Source organism: Photobacterium sp. MCCC 1A19761 (assembly GCF_037389125.1).
Lineage (GTDB): Bacteria > Pseudomonadota > Gammaproteobacteria > Enterobacterales > Vibrionaceae > Photobacterium.
This window is the reverse complement of sequence record NZ_JAZGTF010000036.1, coordinates 1-17,910: the sequence shown is the minus strand read 5'-3', so window position 1 is coordinate 17,910 and position 17,910 is coordinate 1. Positions and strand designations below refer to the sequence as shown.

The window sequence follows — 17,910 nt, the reverse complement described above, 5'->3', positions numbered from 1 at the left end:
CAATAGAAACAAATTTAAAATTTCTCTAATTCCATAAATTTTTCCTATAGGGTATGGCATGGACACCAACCTCTCGATTAAGCAGTTGGAAACATTCAGAACGGTGATGCGCTCTGGCTCGGTTTCAGTGGCGGCGCGCACCCTGTGCCGCACCCAACCGGCCGTCAGTGCGATGCTGGTCAGCCTGGAAAACGAACTCGGGTTTAAGTTGTTTGAACGCAACAAAGGGCGCCTGATCCCCAAGCCGGAAGCGTTTTTCCTGCTCGAAGAGACCGATGCAATCTTAGAGCGCCTGACGCGGGCGGCGCAGCTGATGGCTGAAGTGAAGAATCTGTCGCGGGGCAACCTGCGGGTGGCCTGTATGCCGGCAGCGTCGCTGTATTTTATGCCGCACGTGATTGCTGACTTTGTCAAAGACCGGCCCGAAGTGAATGTGTCGATGATGATGCGCAGCTCGATGATTGTGCATGACTGGGTGGCGGCGCAGCAGTATGACATCGGCTATGCGGAAATGCCGAAGGAGCGGGATTCGATCAATGTCGAGCCGATCCGGCTCAAAGGGGTCTGTGCGGTGCACCGGGATCATCCGCTGGCCGGAAAAGCGGTGATCACCCCGGCTGATCTTGATAACGTGCCGCTGGCGACCCTGTTTGCCCAGCACCCGACCAGTGAGCTGGTGCGCTTTTTATTCGAAGAGCAGGGCGCTCGTTACCATCCGCGGTTCGAATTGCAAAATTACATCTCCGGCTTTGAATTCGTTGAGCATCAGTTGTGCTGCTCGATTTGCGATCCCATGAGTGCGGCCAGCTACACCATCAGTAAATCCGGCCAGGGCGCCGTGGTGTTTCGTCCGTTTGCGCCGGAGGTGATTTTTGAACACGCCATCATTACCCCGTCGCACAAACCCTTGTCCCGTCTGGCGCAGGCGTTTGTGGATCATATCTATGCCGGGCTGAAAAATGCCGGTTTGGAGGAATATCTCGCGCCGGGCTCCAGCACCGGATTCTCGCGACAGATGATGGTTGCGACCGGGTGCCACCAGCACTGCAAGGCGTGAGGCTGCTCGCGTTTTGTACAGGGAGAGTCCGCAACATTCATCGTGCGGGCTCTGCCTGCTTTTCCTGAAATCACATCTCAGTGAAGCATGTTTCTGTGCTCATTATATGCACTCAAGGTCATCAGAGACCCGTCCGGCCGGGGTTGCGGCGCGGTGATGAACTTGCCAAAGGGACGCAGCGGGATGTCTTTTAAATAAGACATTTTTTGGGATTTTGACAAGGCATTATGACCTGATTTGTTGATAATGTGATGATGGTTCTAACCATTTACATTTATTTAACTAATGATACCCAGAGCGTTGAAACTCTTCGGTAATCGCCCTAAATTAGGTTCAAATCACGTTAGCCGGACAGGATGTCGAGCCGTGTTTCGAGTATTAATTCTACTTCATGTTGTTGTTTTATCAGGCTATGCTGTCGCAGAGACTGCCGTTGTCGATGATGAGCGAATGATTCGCTCGCTGATTGCCCGCGGGGTGATCTGCCAGGGACTGACCGCGCACGAACAGCAACAGGCGCTGCAAATCTACCTCAATCAAAAACATCGTCGGCAAAAATTGCCTGCCGGAACCCCCGGGAAAGAGGTGTCTGAAAATGAAGACACTTCCTGTATCGGGCGTGCCGCGATCACGCAGCATCTCACGCCGACATCAAACTCGGGCTGATAGCCCCGAATCGCTCCGGATTTATTGCATTTTTCAGTTTCGCTACGGCGAAGTCGGGTTGCTGCACCTTCAAGACAGCACAACATTATCATTGATAAAAGGAATAATAATGATAAGCATAAAAAGAACTGCAATCGCAACGTCACTGATTGCTTTGCTAGGAACGGCGTCTGCCCACGCGGCAACGCCGGCGGACTTGGCCATTGCCAATGAAGAGAAGCTGATCGAGATGCTGATCCAGCGTGGGGACATTGCGCCTGACGCGACGAGCCAGCAGAAGCAGCAAGCGCTGGAAGCTTACCTGGCCAAGAAGGCCAACAAAGGCTTCCATGGGGATGCGCAGTTTGACAAGCAGGCGCTGCTTAACCGGGCCAATGTGCTGAAGCAGATGAAAATGCCGGGTCATGCCCATGGTCCGAGTATCTTTGCGCTGGATCTGAGCCAGAAACGCACCGACAAAGTGCTGGCGCTGCTGGTCGATTTCCCGGATCTGCCGTGGGATGACAATCGCCTGACCTCAGAGCATACCGAAATGCTCTATGACAGTTATTCGAACGAGCACTACCAGAACCTGCTGTTCTCCGGTGAGGGATACACCGGCCCGAACGGCGAGAATTTGATCTCGATGCGTCAGTATTACGAGCAGGAATCCGGCAACACCTATAGCGTGTCCGGCCAGGCTTTCGGTTGGTACCGGGCGAGCCAGAACGCGGCTTATTACGGCGGTAACTCGCCGACCACTGACAACGATCTGCGGGCGCAGGATCTGGTGCGTGAAGCGCTGGACCAGCTGGCCAAAGATCCGAATATCAATCTGGCCGATTACGATATCGAAGATCGCTACGACTACGACGGTGACGGGAATTTCCGTGAGCCGGACGGCGTGATTGACCACCTGATGGTGTTCCATGCGTCGGTCGGTGAAGAGGCCGGTGGCGGGGTGCTGAATGAGAACGCAATCTGGTCCCACCGTTTCAACCTGGGCCAGCCGCATATCCTGGCCGGTACATCAAGCCAGGTGCCGGGCCGGTTCAACGGCCAGTACGCGGCCTTTGACTACACCATTCAGCCAATCGATGCCGCGGCCGGGGTGTGTGCCCACGAATACGGCCACGACCTGGGTCTGCCGGATGAGTACGACACCAAGTACACCGGGCAGGGCGAGCCGGTGTCTTACTGGTCGATCATGTCTTCGGGCAGCTGGGCCGGTCAGATCGGCGGGACGCAGCCGACTGCATTCAGTGGCTGGGCGAAAACCTTCCTGCAATCGGCCATCGGTGGCAACTGGATCCTCGACAGCACCCTGTCGCTGGATGAGCTGAAAGGCCAGTCGCATACCATTACCCTGTCCGAAACCGTCAATAATGACGCCATGAACCTGGTGCGCATTAATCTGCCGCGCAAGCAGGTGGACGGGGTGGCCCCGTTTGCCGGGGACTACCAGTTCTACTCGCAGAAAGGTGACGATCTGCGTACCAGCATGAGCCGCGACATCACCCTGCCGTCGGCCGGTCAGATCTCGCTGGACTTCAAAGCCTGGTTCCAGATCGAAACCGACTATGACTTTGCCCGCGTGCTGGTCAACGGCCAGCCGATTGCCGGTTCAATCACCACCATGAACGATCCGCTCAATACCGGTCTGGTGCCGGCCGTGACCGGCTCGTCCGAAGGCTGGACCGACGCCAAGTTTGATCTGACCCCGTGGGCCGGACAGACCATCACCCTGAGCTTTGACTACATCACCGATGGCGGCCTGGCCGAAGAAGGTTTCTATCTCGATCAGATGACGGTGACGGCCGATGAAAGCTTGGTGTTCAGCGCGGATGCGGAAACTGAAGATCAGTTTGTCTTTACCGGTTATACCCGCAACCAGGGCTTCCACGAAGCTGATCAGTACTATCTGCTGCAATGGCGTAGCCATCAGGATGTCGATCAGGGTCTGGCGAACATCAAGCGCATGGGTCAGCTGATGACCTTCGAGCCGGGTCTGATTGTGTGGTATGTCGATGAGTCGATGACCGACAACTGGGTCGGCGAGCATCCGGGCGCAGGCTGGTTAGGCGTGGTGGATGCCGATCAGGCAACCCTGAAATGGTCACAAACCGGTGAGCCGGCGACCACCCGCTACCAGGTTCGCGATGCGGCATTCTCACTGCAGGATCAGGCCCCGCTGCGTCTGGTCAACAATGATGATGTGCTGGAAGATCCGAGCCTGATTGCCAATGCATCGTTCTACGATGGCGCAGACTACACCTCTCCGGAGATCCCGGATGCCGGTCGTCAGCTGGCGCAGTTCGGGATTTCGATTGATGTGGTGCGCCAGGCGGACGATAACCGCTACGGGGTGATCCGGATTTCTGCCGAAGCAGACAATGCCGCGCCGGAAGCGAACTTCACGTATCTGTCTCGTCACAAGCGTGTTGATTTCGTCAACCAGAGCCTGGACAGCGACGGTGAAATTACTGGCGTGCAGTGGGACTTCGGTGACGGTGCGACCAGCACCGAGGCGAATCCGTCGCATCGTTATCAGCATTTTGGTCGTTATACCGTGACTCTGACCGTCACCGATAATTCTGGCGCGACCAGCTCTACCCAGCAAGTGGTTGAGTTAGAGCCGCGTAACCAGAAGCCGGTTGCCGAAGCGGGTTATTTCAACCTGGGCCGGATGGCAATGCTGTGGTCGGAAAGCAGTGACTCGGATGGCCATATTGTCGACACCAAATGGGTTTTCCCGGACGGCAGCGTGCAAAAAGGTGTAGTGGCTTTCCACCTGTTTGAGCAACGCGGCAAACAGAAAGTACAGCTGATTGTCACTGACAATCAGGGCAAGAAAGCCCGCAAGACGATTATCTTGGATATCTAACCTTGTTCTGGAGAGCGCATCGTGATTGATGCGTTCCCTTGAACGTCAAACCGGCCGACCAGGCCGGTTTTTTTTGCTGTCGACAATCTGCTTGTCGGGCCGCTATTTTTGCGGTCTTTTTTCTGGCTATTCCTCACATTGTCGACAATATAGACCAAGGTCTAATTCAAACTGTTAACAATTCCCCTTGATTGAACGCATTTTAAGCGCTATTTTTGTTCTTAAGTTAAGCAATTGTTGACAGTTATGATGAAAGAACAAGCCGTCGCCTTACGCGATGTCGACAATCAGGTTGAGCCAGCGGGGGAAGCCTCCTCTCTTTCGATGGCTGCGGCCAAGGAGCTGACCAAGTCGGAGAACCTGACAGAGCAGCTGATTGATTTGATTGTCAAAGGACAGTTTGCCGCCGGCAGTAAGATCTCTGAGCCGGAACTGGCACGCCGTTTCGGCGTCAGTCGCGGGCCGCTGCGCGAAGCCATGATGCGGGTGGAATCCCTCGGTTTGGTAGAGCGGGTGCCCCATGTCGGCGCGCGGGTCATTGCCCTGAGCCGGGAAAAACTGGTCGAGATCTACGCGGTGCGCGAAGCGCTGGAAGGGATGGCGGTGCGCCTGGCCTGCCAGCATATTACCGATGCCGAAATTGAGGCCCTGCAGCAGTTGCTCGATACCCACCAGCAACATATCGAAGAGGTGGAAGGTGCGTCCTATTTCCACCAGCAAGGGGATTTCGACTTTCATTACCGGATCATCCAGGCCAGCCGCAACAGCACCCTGATCGGTCTGCTGTGCGACGAGCTTTATCATTTGCTGCGGATGTACCGCCATCAGTCCCAGCGCTCGCATTCCCGTCCGGAGCAGGCGCTGACCGAACATTTCCACCTGCTCTCAGCCCTGCGTGAGCGGGATGCCGAACTGGCCGAAATGCTGATGCGCCGGCACATCATGCGCAGCCGATTGTTAATCGAACAACAACTCACTGAGGACAAGGAGAAAGTGTCATGAGTCCAGGAAAACGCTTCCGCCAGGCCGTTGCCACCAGCCAGCCATTGCAGGTGGTCGGGACGATCAACCCGTACTGCGCCATGATGGCGGAGCAGGTCGGTCACCAGGCTATTTACCTCTCCGGCGGCGGGATTGCCAATGCCTCGTACGGCTTGCCGGATCTCGGCATCACCACCCTCAACGATGTGCTGGAAGATGTCCGTCGCATCACAGCGGCTTCAAGCCTGCCGCTGCTGGTGGATATTGATACCGGTTTTGGCGGCGCCTTCAATATTGCCCGGACCATTAAAGAGATGGAGCGTGCCGGTGCGGCGGCGGTCCACATGGAAGATCAGGTGGCGCAGAAGCGCTGTGGTCACCGCCCGAACAAAGCGATTGTCAGCCAGGATGAAATGGTCGATCGGATCAAGGCGGCAGTCGATGCCCGCGTGGATCCGGACTTCGTCATCATGGCTCGTACCGATGCGCTGGCTGTCGAAGGGATGGATGCCGCGATCGAACGGGCGATAGCCTGTGTCGAAGCCGGGGCCGATATGATTTTTCCCGAAGCGATTAACACGCTGGAGCAGTACAAGCAGTTTGCCGAGGCGGTGAAGGTGCCGATCCTGGCTAATATTACCGAATTCGGTCAGACCCCGCTGTTCAGCCGTGAAGAGCTGGCCGAGTGCGGTGTCGACATGGTGCTGTATCCGCTGTCGGCGTTCCGCGCAATGAATCAGGCGGCGCTCAATGTGTATCAGCATCTGCTGAAAGATGGTCATCAGCGCAACGTGGTCGATCAGATGCAAACCCGTGAGCAGCTCTACCATTATCTTGGCTACCATGATTATGAGAAGAAACTCGACCAGCTGTTTGATCAGCAAAAGGGCGAGTGATTCAACGCTGAACGGCAGGGAGTCGCCGTTCGGTCGCTAAAGTGCGCAATGAAATCAAGAACACAGTGAAATAAAGCGCATAATAAAATGGAGAGAAGGTGTGACGAGTTGCTTTGCCCTGGGGCGTGCGGCTCGCAGTGTCCGCCTTGTCAGTCCTCCGCAGCAAGACCCGCAACGCCGCGCGTTGCGAAGACCAGATTAATTATTTTGATAACAAACCAAATGCTGGAAACAGTCATTGCCTGATGATCAAAGCGAGGGCGATCAGCCGTCGCAATTGAGACTCAGGCGTTGGATAACGTGAACAAATAAGGAGTCTGCTATGACTGCGTTAGCCGTAGCTGATAAGGAAAAGGATAACAAACAATTAGGTGGTGCCGGTCTGCGTGGCCAGAGCGCTGGGACAACAGCGCTGTGTACCGTGGGTAAAAGCGGCACCGGCCTGACCTACCGTGGCTATGACATCACGGATCTGGCCCATCATGCCGAATTCGAAGAAGTGGCGCATTTGCTGCTGAAAGGCAAGCTGCCGACGCAGGCCGAGCTGGACGGCTACAAGCAAGTGCTGAAACAGGCCCGTGGTCTGCCGCCGGCGCTGTGTCGGGTGTTGGAAGAAATCCCGGCCGATGCCCATCCGATGGATGTGATGCGTACCGGATGCTCGATGCTGGGCAACCTGGATCAGGAGCTGGACTTTTCCGAGCAGGAAAGCAAGACCGACATCCTGCTGGCGATGCTGCCAGCCATCATTTGTTACTGGTACCGCTACAGCCACGACGGCGTGCGGATTGATACCGCCAACAGCGATCAGGACAGCATCGGCGGCTATTTCCTGGAAATGCTGACTGGCAAAGCGCCGTCTGAGCTGCACAAACAAGTGATGCATTGCTCGCTGGTGCTGTATGCCGAGCACGAATTTAATGCTTCAACCTTCACCGCCCGGGTGTGTGCATCGACCCTGTCGGATCTGCACTCGTGCATTACCGCGGCAATCGGCAGCCTGCGCGGCCCGCTGCACGGCGGTGCCAACGAAGCGGCAATGGAAATGATCGAGCAGTGGCAGACGCCGGATGAAGCGGAAGCCGGGATCATGGACATGCTGGCGAAGAAAGAGAAAATCATGGGCTTTGGTCACGCGATTTACCGCGAGTCCGATCCCCGCAATGCTTTAATTAAAACATGGTCGGAAAAACTGGCTGCCGATGTGGGCGACACCCATCTGTACGCAGTGTCCGAGCGGGTAGAGCAGGTGATGAAGCGCGAGAAAAATCTGTTCTGTAACGCTGATTTCTTCCACGCCTCGGCCTATCACTTCATGGGTATCCCGACCAAGTTGTTCACGCCGATCTTTGTGATGAGTCGGGTGACAGGCTGGGCCGCTCATGTGTATGAGCAGCGCGCCAACAACCGCATCATCCGCCCGAGCGCCGACTACGTCGGGCCGGAGCCGCAAGCGTGGCTGCCCATCGAAGCGCGGAAATAACACGCTGCAGCAGACTCCGCCCCAGGAGTCCCGCCAATCCCTCCCCCCGGCGCAGATGCCCGGGGGGAGCATCAAGACCTGAACGTCGCCTGAAAGCGTCTGTGAGCACAAGACTCACGGAGGGAAGCAATGAAGATAAACACCCAATACCGTAAGCCGCTGGCTGGCAGCGGACTCGATTTTTTTGATACCCGGGAAGCCGTCAATGCGATTGCGGCCGGGGCCTACGAGACACTCCCCTACACCTCACGCGTGCTGGCCGAACAGCTGGTTCGACGCTGCGATCCGGACAGTCTCACGGAGAGTTTGAAGCAACTGATTGAGCGCAAGCGCGATCTGGATTTCCCCTGGTATCCGGCGCGCGTGGTGTGCCATGACATTCTGGGCCAAACCGCCTTGGTTGATTTGGCGGGCCTGCGTGATGCCATTGCTGAGCAAGGCGGCGATCCGGCTAAAGTGAATCCGGTGGTGGAAACCCAGCTCATCGTCGACCACTCTCTCGCGGTGGAGTACGCCGGGTTTGACCCGGATGCCTTTGAGAAGAACCGCGCCGTCGAAGATCGCCGCAACGAAGACAGGTTTCACTTCATTAACTGGTGTAAAACCGCGTTTGAGAACGTCAGCGTGATCCCGGCCGGGAACGGCATCATGCACCAGATCAATCTGGAGAAAATGTCGCCGGTGATCCAGGCCAAGGACGGGATTGCTTATCCCGATACCTGTGTCGGGACCGACAGCCACACCCCGCATGTCGATGCGCTGGGCGTGATCGCTATTGGGGTCGGGGGCCTCGAAGCTGAAACCGTGATGCTGGGCCGCCCGTCCATGATGCGCCTGCCGGATATTGTCGGGGTTAAACTGACCGGCCAACGCCAGCCGGGCATTACCGCCACCGATATTGTGCTGGCCTTAACCGAGTTCCTGCGTAATGCGCGGGTGGTGTCCTCGTATCTGGAATTTTTCGGCGAAGGGACCCAAGATCTGACGATTGGCGATCGGGCAACGATTTCCAATATGACCCCGGAATATGGCGCCACCGCCGGGATGTTCTACATCGACGAGCAGACCATTAACTACCTTAAGCTGACCGATCGCGATGACGCGCAAGTCAAGCTGGTGGAGCAATACGCCAAACAGACCGGCCTGTGGGCCGATGATCTGCAAAATGCGGTGTACGAGCGGGTACTGGAATTTGATATCTCGCAAGTCGCGCGCAATATGGCCGGTCCGTCGAACCCGCATCGCCGCCTGCCGACTTCCGAGCTGGCCGCGCGGGGCATTGCCGGTCCGTGGGAAGAAAAAGCCGGTGAGCTGCCGGACGGCGCTGTGATTATTGCCGCCATTACTTCCTGTACCAATACCAGTAACCCGCGCAACGTCGTGGCCGCCGGGCTGCTGGCCAAGAAAGCCAATCAACTGGGGTTGGTGCGCAAGCCTTGGGTGAAGACCTCGTTTGCACCGGGCTCGAAAGTTGCCAAGTTGTACTTAGAAGAATCCGGGTTGCTGCCGGAAATGGAAAAGCTGGGCTTCGGGATTGTCGGTTATGCCTGTACCACCTGTAACGGCATGAGCGGCGCACTGGATCCGGAAATTCAGCAAGAGATTATTGAGCGCGATCTCTACACCACTGCTGTTCTTTCAGGCAACCGTAACTTCGATGGTCGGATCCACCCGTACGCCAAGCAGGCGTTCCTGGCCTCGCCGCCGCTGGTGGTCGCCTATGCGCTGGCAGGCTCGATCCGCTTTGATATCGAGCGCGATGCGCTGGGGAGGGACTCGCAGGGCAATCCGGTCTACCTCAATGACTTGTGGCCAACGGATGAAGAAATCGATGCGGTGGTTGGTCAATACGTTAAGCCGGAGCAGTTCAATCAGGTCTATATCCAGATGTTCAAGCTGGATGATGAAGCCCGCAACAGCAACCCGCTGTATGACTGGCGTCCGATGAGCACCTATATTCGCCGTCCGCCATACTGGGAAGGCGCGTTGGCCGGGGAGCGGACCCTGTCGGGGATGCGTCCGCTGGCGATCCTGGGCGATAACATCACCACCGACCACTTATCGCCGTCCAATGCGATTCTGGCGTCCAGTGCGGCTGGAGAATATCTGGCCACCATGGGGTTGCCGGAAGAGGACTTTAACTCGTACGCCACCCACCGCGGCGATCACCTGACCGCGCAGCGGGCAACGCTGGCGAATCCGAAACTGTTCAACGAAATGGTCAAAGACAACGGCGAGGTGGTGCAGGGCTCGCTGGCGCGGATTGAGCCGGAAGGCAAAGTGACGCGGATGTGGGAAGCGATTGAAACCTACATGAACCGCAAGCAGCCGCTGATCGTGGTGGCCGGGGCCGATTACGGTCAGGGCTCGTCCCGCGACTGGGCCGCCAAAGGGGTGCGTCTGGCCGGGGTCGAAGCCATTGTTGCTGAAGGGTTCGAGCGCATTCACCGCACCAACCTGGTCGGTATGGGCGTGTTGCCTTTGCAGTTCAAAGCCGGGGTCAACCGCAAGACGTTAGCACTGGACGGCACCGAGCTGTACGACGTGGTCGGTGAGATCACCCCGGGGGCCGAGCTGGCACTGGTGATCACCCGTGCTAACGGCGAAAAAGTCGATGTGCCGGTCACCTGTCGCCTTGATACCGCCGATGAAGTGCATGTCTATGCTGCGGGCGGTGTGTTGCAGCGCTTCGCGCAAGACTTTCTGGCCAAGTAAAGGGGGAATCATGACAAGGAGTGTGTCTGCGTCTCAAGTTAAAGTGCCCGCCACCTATATGCGTGGCGGCACCAGCAAAGGCGTATTTTTTAGTCTGGAAGATCTCCCGCCGGCTGCTCAGGTGCCCGGCGAAGCTCGTGACCGCCTGCTGCTGCGAGTGATTGGCAGCCCGGACCCTTACGGCAAGCAGATTGACGGCATGGGCGGTGCGACCTCGAGCACCAGTAAAACCGTGATTGTCTCCAAAAGCGAGCGTGCAGATCATGATGTGGATTACCTGTTCGGTCAGGTGTCGATTGATCAGCCGTTTGTCGATTGGAGCGGCAACTGCGGCAATTTGTCGGCGGCGGTCGGCCCGTTTGCAATCCATGCCGGTTTAATCGCCAGAGAGCGTTTGCCGGAAAACGGGATTGCGACGGTGCGGGTGTGGCAGGTCAATATCGGCAAAACCATTGTGGTCCATGTGCCGATCGTCAAGGGTCAGGTGCAGGAGACCGGGGCCTTTGCGCTCGACGGGGTCACGTTTCCGGCAGCTGAAATTCAGGTTGATTTTATGGATCCGGCCGATGGCGAAGGGGCGATGTTTCCGACCGGGAATGTGGTCGATACGCTGGAGGTGCCGGGCGTCGGCACCTTTGATGCCACGCTGATCAATGCCGGGATCCCGACCATTTTTATCAACGCCGAAGCGATTGGCTTCACCGGCACCGAGCTGCAGGATGACATCAACAATGATGAACAAACGCTGGCAATGTTCGAGCAGATCCGGGCTTACGGGGCGCTGAAAATGGGGCTGATTGAGCGGCTGGAAGAAGCGAAGAGCCGCCAGCATACGCCGAAAGTTGCTTTTGTGGCTGAGCCGAAAACCTATGTGTCGTCGAGCGGTAAACCCGTTGCGGCGGGGGACGTTGATGTGCTGGTGCGGGCGTTGTCGATGGGCAAGCTGCACCACGCCATGATGGGAACTGCGGCAGTCGCGATTGCCTCAGCGGCCTGTGTCCCGGGAACCCTGGTGAATATCGCTGCCGGCGGCGGTGAGCGGGAATCGGTGACCTTCGGCCATCCGTCCGGCACCTTAAAGGTGGGGGCAAAGGCGCGGGTTGTGGGTCAGGACTGGGTGGTGGAAAAAGCCATCATGAGCCGTAGTGCGCGGATCCTGATGGAAGGATTTGTCCGGGTGCCCGCCGAAGTGGTGGCCTGAGCGCGTTTGGAGATGAGCAATGTCAGGACATACTGGAGGAAGCAATATGTCTGCATATCAGGAAGCATTTGATTTATCGGCCGCAGAGCCGGAAGTCTTTTGGAAGCAGCAGGCCGAGAATCTGGCCTGGTTTCAATTCCCACAAACAATTTTGAGTCAGGACGAACACGGCATCGAGCGCTGGTTCGCCGACGGTGAACTCAACACGGCCTATCTGGCGCTGGACCACCATGTGGCACAGGGCCGGGGCGATCAGACGGCGCTGATTTACGACTCGCCGGTCACCGGGCAGAAAGCCCGCTATACCTACCGGGTGCTGCGGGATCAGGTCGCCAAGGTGGCCGGGATGCTGGCCGGACTCGGCGTCGAGAAAGGCGATCGGGTGGTGATTTACATGCCGATGATCCCGGAAGCGGCAATGGCGATGCTGGCGTGTGCCCGTCTGGGCGCGATTCACTCGGTTGTGTTCGGCGGTTTCGCCCCTAACGAGCTGGCGGTGCGGATTGAAGATGCCGAGCCGAAAGTGGTCATTACTGCCAGCTGTGGGGTGGAAGTTAGCAAAGTGATCCCCTATAAACCGATGGTCGATCAGGCGGTAATGGACAGCCGCTGGAAGCCGGCGCATGTGGTGGTTTATCAGCGCAAGCAGTGCCTGGCGGACCTGCATCATGAGCGGGATAAAGACTGGTCGGCATTGATGCAAACGGCGACGCCTCACGATTGTGTCCCGGTCAAAGCGACCGATCCGCTCTATATTCTCTACACCTCGGGCACCACCGGCAAACCCAAAGGCGTGGTGCGCGATAACGGCGGCCATGCGGTGGCGATGCACTACAGCATGTCGACGATTTATAACGTCGATCCGGGTGATGTGTTCTGGGCAGCCTCGGATGTCGGCTGGGTGGTCGGCCATTCCTACATTGTGTATGCCCCGCTGATTTATGGTTGCACCACCATTATGTATGAAGGCAAACCGGTCCGAACGCCGGATCCCGGCGCGTTCTGGCGGGTCTGTGATGAATATGGTGTGCGGGTGTTGTTCTCGGCCCCGACAGCGTTTCGGGCGATCAAGAAAGAAGACCCGGACGGCACCTCTCTGCAGGATTATCCGATGGTCAACCTGACCACGATTTTCATGGCTGGCGAGCGGCTGGATCCGCCGACGCTGGAGTGGGTCGAGGCGAAAACCGGACGCCCGGTGGTGGATCACTGGTGGCAGACCGAAACCGGTTGGGCGATTGCCGGCAATCCGCTCGGGCTAGAGCGCTTTGCGGTCAAACCCGGCTCGGCGACTAAGCCGATCCCGGGTTATCAGGTAGCGGTGCTCAACGAGCTGGGCGAGGTGCAGCCTGCCAATACACAAGGCTATATCGCGATCAAACGCCCGTTGCCGCCGAGCTGCCTGCCGACCGTGTGGCGCAATCACGATCGCTTTGAGTCCGGTTATCTGAGCCAGTTTCCGGGCTATTATGTCTCCGGTGACGGCGGCTATATCGATGAAGATGGTTACCTGTTCGTCATGGGCCGGATTGACGATGTGATCAACGTGGCCGGGCACCGGCTCTCGACCGGGGAGATGGAAGAAGTGGTCGGCAGCCATGAGGCCGTTGCCGAATGTGCGGTGATCGGGATCCATGACGAGCTGAAAGGTCAGCTGCCGCTCGGGCTGGTGGTGCTCAAAGACGGTTTTGTCTCAGAGAACGGCAATATTGAGCAGGCGTTGCTGCAGAAAGTGCGGCAGGAGATCGGTGCGGTGGCGTGCTTTAAGCAGGCAATCATCGTCGACCGACTGCCGAAAACCCGCTCCGGCAAGATCCTGCGCCGGGTGATCCGTCAGATTGCCGATGGCGAGCAATATGTGGTGCCTTCAACCATCGATGATCCGTCCTCCCTGGATGAACTGGCCCGGGTGCTGGAATAACCCGCTTCAAGCGCCAGTGACAGCAAAGCGGCAAGCATAGGCTTGCCGCTTTACAATGTAAACCGCCCGGTTTGATGCGGCTAACGACATCAAACCAGGCGGTTTTTTTATGGCTGAGACTCAATCTTTTCAGGGTGTTACAGCGCTTCGCCGTTGACGCTCAGCTGTACATCGATGTTGCCTTTGACGGCGTTGGAGTACGGGCAGACGCTGTGGGCGGTGCGGATCAGGGCGATGGCCTGCTCTTGTGGCAGATCTACCGTGGCGGCCAGACTGACGCTCAGGGCAAAACCACCTTGTGAATTGGGGCCTATGCCGACCTGGGCGGAGACCGGTGCTGCTTTGAGTGCCACTTTGCCTTCGCGGGCCACGTGAAGCACGGCATTGGAAAAACAGGCGGCATAACCCGCGGCAAAGAGTTGCTCCGGGTTGGTGTGCTCACCGCTGCCGCCCATCTCTTTCGGGTAGCTCAGGTTGACGTTGAGTTTGCCGTCGTCGGTGCTGGCTTGACCGTTGCGACCGGCAGAAGCTGTGGCGGTGGTGGTGTATAGCGTCGTCATGTGGACTCCTTTGTTTGGATTTGCTGAGTAATTTAAATTGTGTGCAATCTAATTGCTTACAATATTAATTCGATCTTGCAGGTGAAGGCAAGTATATTGTGCGCAATTTATTTTTGTCGGGGACATTACAATGACAGACAAGGAACCATTCCAGGGGAGATCTCAAGTGCGATCACAAGAGCAAGCATCTGATTTAGTGCTGGAAAAACAGGTCTGTTTTTCTCTCTATAGTGCGGCGAATGCGATGATCCGGGCTTATCGGCCGCTCCTGGCGCAGCTGGATCTCACTTATCCGCAATATCTGGTGATGATGGTGCTGTGGTCTGAAAACGGCATCAACGTGAAAGATCTTGGCACCCGGCTGCATTTGGATTCCGGCACGCTGACACCGTTGCTCAAGCGGCTGGAAGGCAAAGGTCTGGTCAGCCGCCGCCGCAGTGACAAAGATGAGCGGGTGCGTGAGTTGTATCTGACCGAGCAGGGCGATGCGTTGAAAGCACAAGCGGAGTCGATCCCGGCAGCGATTTTCTGCAAAAGTGCTTTGCCGTTGGAGGAGCTGATGGCGTTGAAACAGCGCTGTGACCAGTTGGTCGAAAACCTCAGCTAGTCTCTTCGTCGCCGATCTTCGATGCCTGATTGTCGTTGCCGGTGGCGTGGCCCGGTCACGGTGCTGCGCTGGGAGATCGGGCAATAAAACTACGTCTTCGCGACATTCTCTTCTATGGTTTGTGTAGGCATTGGCCGGCGGTGTGCCGGCTGATGTACCTGTGGCGGTAGGGTCTGAAAGGAGATTGTCATGGGATACAAGCATTTACTCCTGGCGGTGAATCTGGATGAGTACGCTGAATATCTGATTTCGAAAGCGGCAGAGCAGGCGCGGATTCACCATGCCTTGTTTAGCGTGATCCATATGGACCCGGATTTGGGCCACCTGGAAGTCGGTGTACGTGAATACGATGCAGTGAACATCGACGAAAGCGAGCACTATGCGTCGGTGGCGGCCATGAGGCGACTGCTGAAAGGCACCAATTATCCGCTGTATAAACACCTCTTCTACACCGGCTATCTTGAAGATCAACTGATCACCGCCATTTCACAGTTCGAAGTGGATTTACTGGTGCTCGGCCATCACCAGTGTAACCTGTTCCGTCAGTTGTTCCTCTCCCCGAGCGAGCCGCTGGTGCGCCAGATGCCCTGTGATTTGCTGTTACTGAAGCTCAACGATTAAGTCGTTGCTTTTATTGGCTGAGATCACGTCTCGGAGCGTCGCCCCCTCGATAGTGATGACTTCATGGCATATGATGCAGTGAGTTTTTTGAAGTGAGTGCAGGACATGAAGCCGGGTGAGACGGGATTAAAGCGGGTCTATGATGCGGCCTGTTATTCCATTCTGGGACTGAAAGCAGCCTGGAAGTATGAAGAAGCGTTTCGGATGGAGCTTGGGATCCTGGCTTTGCTCACGCCGATGACGTTTTTTCTGCCGGTGAGCAAGCTGGAGCAATTGGCGCTGGTGGCCAGTCTGGTCCTGGTATTGATTGTCGAGCTGCTCAATTCGGCGGTTGAAGCCGTGGTGGATCGGGTGGGGGATGAATATCACGAGTTGTCCGGCCGGGCCAAAGATATTGGCTCGGCGGCGGTCTTTGTTTCGATGCTGCTGGCCGGGCTGGTCTGGGCGGTGATCCTGTTTTCTGAACTCTGAACTCTGAACTCTGAACTCTGAACTCTGAACTCTGAACCCAGGGCCCAGAGCCTCGCTCTCGGGCATTAACGCCGGTATTGACCGGGACCGGTATGTTGCAACGGCTGGAAACTGTCGGGAGAGGCGGCGGCCCACCACTCGGCGTAAGGGGTGGCATCCGGATCATCCAACAGGGCCCGGTAGGGCAGGAACTCTTTGATTTTATCCATGGTGGCAATCGCGTTGGGGCTGGTTCTGTGGTGCAGGTGATGGGGACGCAGTTCGCTCGGATGCTCCAGGCCGATGGCCCCGATGAGCTCTCCGAGTCTTGCCAGCGTATTGCGATGGAAATTGGCGACCCGGATGGATTTGTCGGCCACCACCAGGCCGTGCTGCCGATTCGGATTTTGCGTGGTGATCCCGGTCGGACACTTGTCGGTATGGCATTTTTTCGACATCACACAGCCGAGGCTGAACATAAACGCCCGACCGGCGTTGCACCAGTCCGCACCCAGCGCCAGATTGCTGGCAATCGAAAAAGCGCTGCAGACTTTGCCGCTGGCTCCCAGGCTGACATGATTGCGTAATCCGGTCCCGACCAGCGCGTTGCGGGTCAGGATCAGCCCTTCGCGCAGCGTCATACCGAGATGATCGGAAAACTCTTCCGGTGCTGCGCCGGTGCCACCTTCCGCACCATCGACCACAATAAAGTCGAGCAGAATGTCGGTTTTCAGCATCGCCTTACAGATCGCAAACAGCTCCCAGGGGTGACCGATGCAGAGCTTGATTCCGACGGGCTTACCACCTGAATGTTCCCGGAGCAAGGCGACGAACTCCAGCAGTTCAATCGGGGTACGGAAGGTGCTGTGGGCGGGTGGAGACACGCACGCCACGCCGACCGGGACATGCCGGGCAAGCGCGATTTCTTCGGTCACTTTAATGCCCGGCAAAACACCGCCGTGGCCAGGTTTGGCGCCCTGGCTGATCTTAATTTCAATCATCTTCACTTGATCGCGCCGGGCTTGTTTGGCGAATAATGCCAGGTCGAAATGACCGGCCTGATCCCGGCAGCCGAAGTAGCCGGTGCCGATCTCCCACACCAAATCGCCGTTGTGACGGCGATGATAAGAGCTGATCCCTCCTTCCCCGGTATCGTGATAAAACCCGCCGATGGCGGCCCCTTTGTTCAGGGCTTCAATGGCTTTCCCGCTGAGAGCACCGAAGCTCATCGCCGAGATATTGAGCAGCGACACATCGTACGGCTGACTGCATTGCGGACCGCCGACCCGGAACCGGAAATTGGTATCTTCTATTTTGCGGGCGCAAATCGAATGGGTGAGCAGTTCGTACTGGGTGTTGTAGAGATCCAGATCGGTGCCGAAGGGCTGCGAGTCGACGGTATTTTTAGCGCGCTCGTAAACCAGCGAGCGTTGTTTGCGGTTGAAGGGACGCTCGCTTAAATCACTTTCAACGATGTATTGGCGTAAATAGGGACGGGAGGTCTCGAACATCCAGCGGATATGCGCCACCAGGGGGTAGTTGCGCAGCAGGTTATGGCGGGGTTGCATTAAATCCCACAGCCCGACAAGCGCCAGGGGGACCAGCAAGATCAGGTACACCCGCCACTCAGGGTGTGCGAGGCTGCCGAAGCCGACCAGCAGCGTGAGCAGCATGATCAGGACAAACAGGCCGTATCGAATGCTCAAGTCCACGATCACTTTCATGTTCCCTCCTGCCGTCCACGTCGGTTGATGACTTCTTTTCCCCGGAAAGCGAGGGGAGATCGCACTGCAATTTCTAAGTTTGGCACAGTCCCCCGGTGTTCGGGGTGAAGTGGCGTAACTGGAGGGGAATCGGGCGTGCGACCGGGGTTATTCGGGGGGGGGGGG

At 57.1% G+C, this 17,910-nt stretch carries 14 protein-coding genes; 12 read left to right on the top strand and 2 right to left on the bottom strand.

Annotated elements, in window-relative coordinates:
• Window positions 1-58 precede the first annotated feature (58 nt).
• From VV869_RS21620 to VV869_RS21580, 9 genes are all read left to right on the top strand, one after another.
• Window positions 59-1,057: a LysR family transcriptional regulator gene (locus VV869_RS21620; RefSeq protein WP_337737016.1), complete on the top strand. Its 999-nt coding sequence runs from the start codon at window positions 59-61 to the stop codon at window positions 1,055-1,057.
• Between the two features lie 366 nt (window positions 1,058-1,423).
• Window positions 1,424-1,723 (top strand): hypothetical protein, encoded by a 300-nt coding sequence (locus tag VV869_RS21615; protein ID WP_443147353.1) that lies wholly within the window; start codon window positions 1,424-1,426, stop codon window positions 1,721-1,723.
• A 109-nt stretch (window positions 1,724-1,832) separates the two neighbouring features.
• A complete protein-coding gene (locus VV869_RS21610; protein ID WP_337737015.1) occupies window positions 1,833-4,586 on the top strand; it encodes an immune inhibitor A domain-containing protein in 2,754 nt (917 codons plus the stop codon).
• A 324-nt stretch (window positions 4,587-4,910) separates the two neighbouring features.
• Window positions 4,911-5,588, top strand: coding sequence for a GntR family transcriptional regulator (locus tag VV869_RS21605; RefSeq protein WP_443147356.1), 678 nt, complete (start codon window positions 4,911-4,913; stop codon window positions 5,586-5,588).
• On the top strand, window positions 5,585-6,463 hold the full coding sequence (gene prpB, locus VV869_RS21600) for a methylisocitrate lyase (RefSeq protein WP_337737014.1): 879 nt from the start codon (window positions 5,585-5,587) through the stop codon (window positions 6,461-6,463). The genes VV869_RS21605 and prpB overlap by 4 nt, the downstream gene beginning before the upstream one ends.
• A 322-nt stretch (window positions 6,464-6,785) precedes the next feature.
• On the top strand, window positions 6,786-7,946 hold the full coding sequence (prpC, locus tag VV869_RS21595; RefSeq protein WP_337737013.1) for a bifunctional 2-methylcitrate synthase/citrate synthase: 1,161 nt from the start codon (window positions 6,786-6,788) through the stop codon (window positions 7,944-7,946).
• Between the two features lie 129 nt (window positions 7,947-8,075).
• A complete protein-coding gene (acnD, locus tag VV869_RS21590; protein ID WP_337737012.1) occupies window positions 8,076-10,661 on the top strand; it encodes a Fe/S-dependent 2-methylisocitrate dehydratase AcnD in 2,586 nt (861 codons plus the stop codon).
• 10 nt (window positions 10,662-10,671) lie between these two features.
• The gene (prpF, locus tag VV869_RS21585) at window positions 10,672-11,862 is read left to right on the top strand and encodes a 2-methylaconitate cis-trans isomerase PrpF (protein WP_337737011.1); all 1,191 of its coding nucleotides are present in this window, start codon (window positions 10,672-10,674) and stop codon (window positions 11,860-11,862) included.
• 46 nt (window positions 11,863-11,908) lie between these two features.
• Window positions 11,909-13,783 carry a propionyl-CoA synthetase gene (locus tag VV869_RS21580; protein WP_337737010.1) on the top strand — a complete coding sequence of 625 codons (1,875 nt, stop codon included), beginning with the start codon at window positions 11,909-11,911 and terminating at the stop codon, window positions 13,781-13,783.
• A 137-nt stretch (window positions 13,784-13,920) separates the two neighbouring features.
• Here the strand turns inward: VV869_RS21580 and VV869_RS21575 are convergent, their stop codons facing one another.
• Window positions 13,921-14,343, bottom strand: coding sequence for an organic hydroperoxide resistance protein (locus VV869_RS21575; protein WP_337737009.1), 423 nt, complete (start codon window positions 14,341-14,343; stop codon window positions 13,921-13,923).
• Between the two features lie 130 nt (window positions 14,344-14,473).
• On the opposite strand from VV869_RS21575, the gene VV869_RS21570 reads away from it, so the two are divergent.
• The 3 genes from VV869_RS21570 to VV869_RS21560 all read left to right on the top strand — a co-directional run bounded on the left by VV869_RS21570 (window position 14,474) and on the right by VV869_RS21560 (window position 16,042).
• Window positions 14,474-14,950 carry a MarR family winged helix-turn-helix transcriptional regulator gene (locus VV869_RS21570; RefSeq protein WP_337737008.1) on the top strand — a complete coding sequence of 159 codons (477 nt, stop codon included), beginning with the start codon at window positions 14,474-14,476 and terminating at the stop codon, window positions 14,948-14,950.
• 189 nt (window positions 14,951-15,139) lie between these two features.
• Window positions 15,140-15,571, top strand: a complete 432-nt coding sequence (locus tag VV869_RS21565) for a universal stress protein (RefSeq protein WP_261603257.1) — start codon at window positions 15,140-15,142, stop codon at window positions 15,569-15,571.
• A gap of 105 nt (window positions 15,572-15,676) precedes the next feature.
• Window positions 15,677-16,042 carry a diacylglycerol kinase gene (locus VV869_RS21560; RefSeq protein WP_337737007.1) on the top strand — a complete coding sequence of 122 codons (366 nt, stop codon included), beginning with the start codon at window positions 15,677-15,679 and terminating at the stop codon, window positions 16,040-16,042.
• Window positions 16,043-16,107: 65 nt separating this feature from the next.
• Here VV869_RS21560 and VV869_RS21555 read toward each other — a convergent pair whose 3' ends face one another.
• The gene (locus tag VV869_RS21555; RefSeq protein ID WP_337737006.1) at window positions 16,108-17,745 is read right to left on the bottom strand and encodes an FMN-binding glutamate synthase family protein; all 1,638 of its coding nucleotides are present in this window, start codon (window positions 17,743-17,745) and stop codon (window positions 16,108-16,110) included.
• Between the last annotated feature and the right edge of the window lie 165 nt (window positions 17,746-17,910).

Coding starts and splice junctions, on each gene's coding strand:
- VV869_RS21570 (WP_337737008.1), top strand. CDS start 14,474: ATGACAGACAAGGAACCATTCCAGGGGAGATCTCAAGTGCGATCACAA.
- VV869_RS21575 (WP_337737009.1), bottom strand. CDS start 14,343: ATGACGACGCTATACACCACCACCGCCACAGCTTCTGCCGGTCGCAAC.
- VV869_RS21565 (WP_261603257.1), top strand. CDS start 15,140: ATGGGATACAAGCATTTACTCCTGGCGGTGAATCTGGATGAGTACGCT.
- prpC (WP_337737013.1), top strand. CDS start 6,786: ATGACTGCGTTAGCCGTAGCTGATAAGGAAAAGGATAACAAACAATTA.
- VV869_RS21560 (WP_337737007.1), top strand. CDS start 15,677: ATGAAGCCGGGTGAGACGGGATTAAAGCGGGTCTATGATGCGGCCTGT.
- VV869_RS21555 (WP_337737006.1), bottom strand. CDS start 17,745: ATGAAAGTGATCGTGGACTTGAGCATTCGATACGGCCTGTTTGTCCTG.
- acnD (WP_337737012.1), top strand. CDS start 8,076: ATGAAGATAAACACCCAATACCGTAAGCCGCTGGCTGGCAGCGGACTC.
- VV869_RS21610 (WP_337737015.1), top strand. CDS start 1,833: ATGATAAGCATAAAAAGAACTGCAATCGCAACGTCACTGATTGCTTTG.
- VV869_RS21605 (WP_443147356.1), top strand. CDS start 4,911: ATGGCTGCGGCCAAGGAGCTGACCAAGTCGGAGAACCTGACAGAGCAG.
- VV869_RS21620 (WP_337737016.1), top strand. CDS start 59: ATGGACACCAACCTCTCGATTAAGCAGTTGGAAACATTCAGAACGGTG.
- VV869_RS21580 (WP_337737010.1), top strand. CDS start 11,909: ATGTCTGCATATCAGGAAGCATTTGATTTATCGGCCGCAGAGCCGGAA.
- prpF (WP_337737011.1), top strand. CDS start 10,672: ATGACAAGGAGTGTGTCTGCGTCTCAAGTTAAAGTGCCCGCCACCTAT.
- prpB (WP_337737014.1), top strand. CDS start 5,585: ATGAGTCCAGGAAAACGCTTCCGCCAGGCCGTTGCCACCAGCCAGCCA.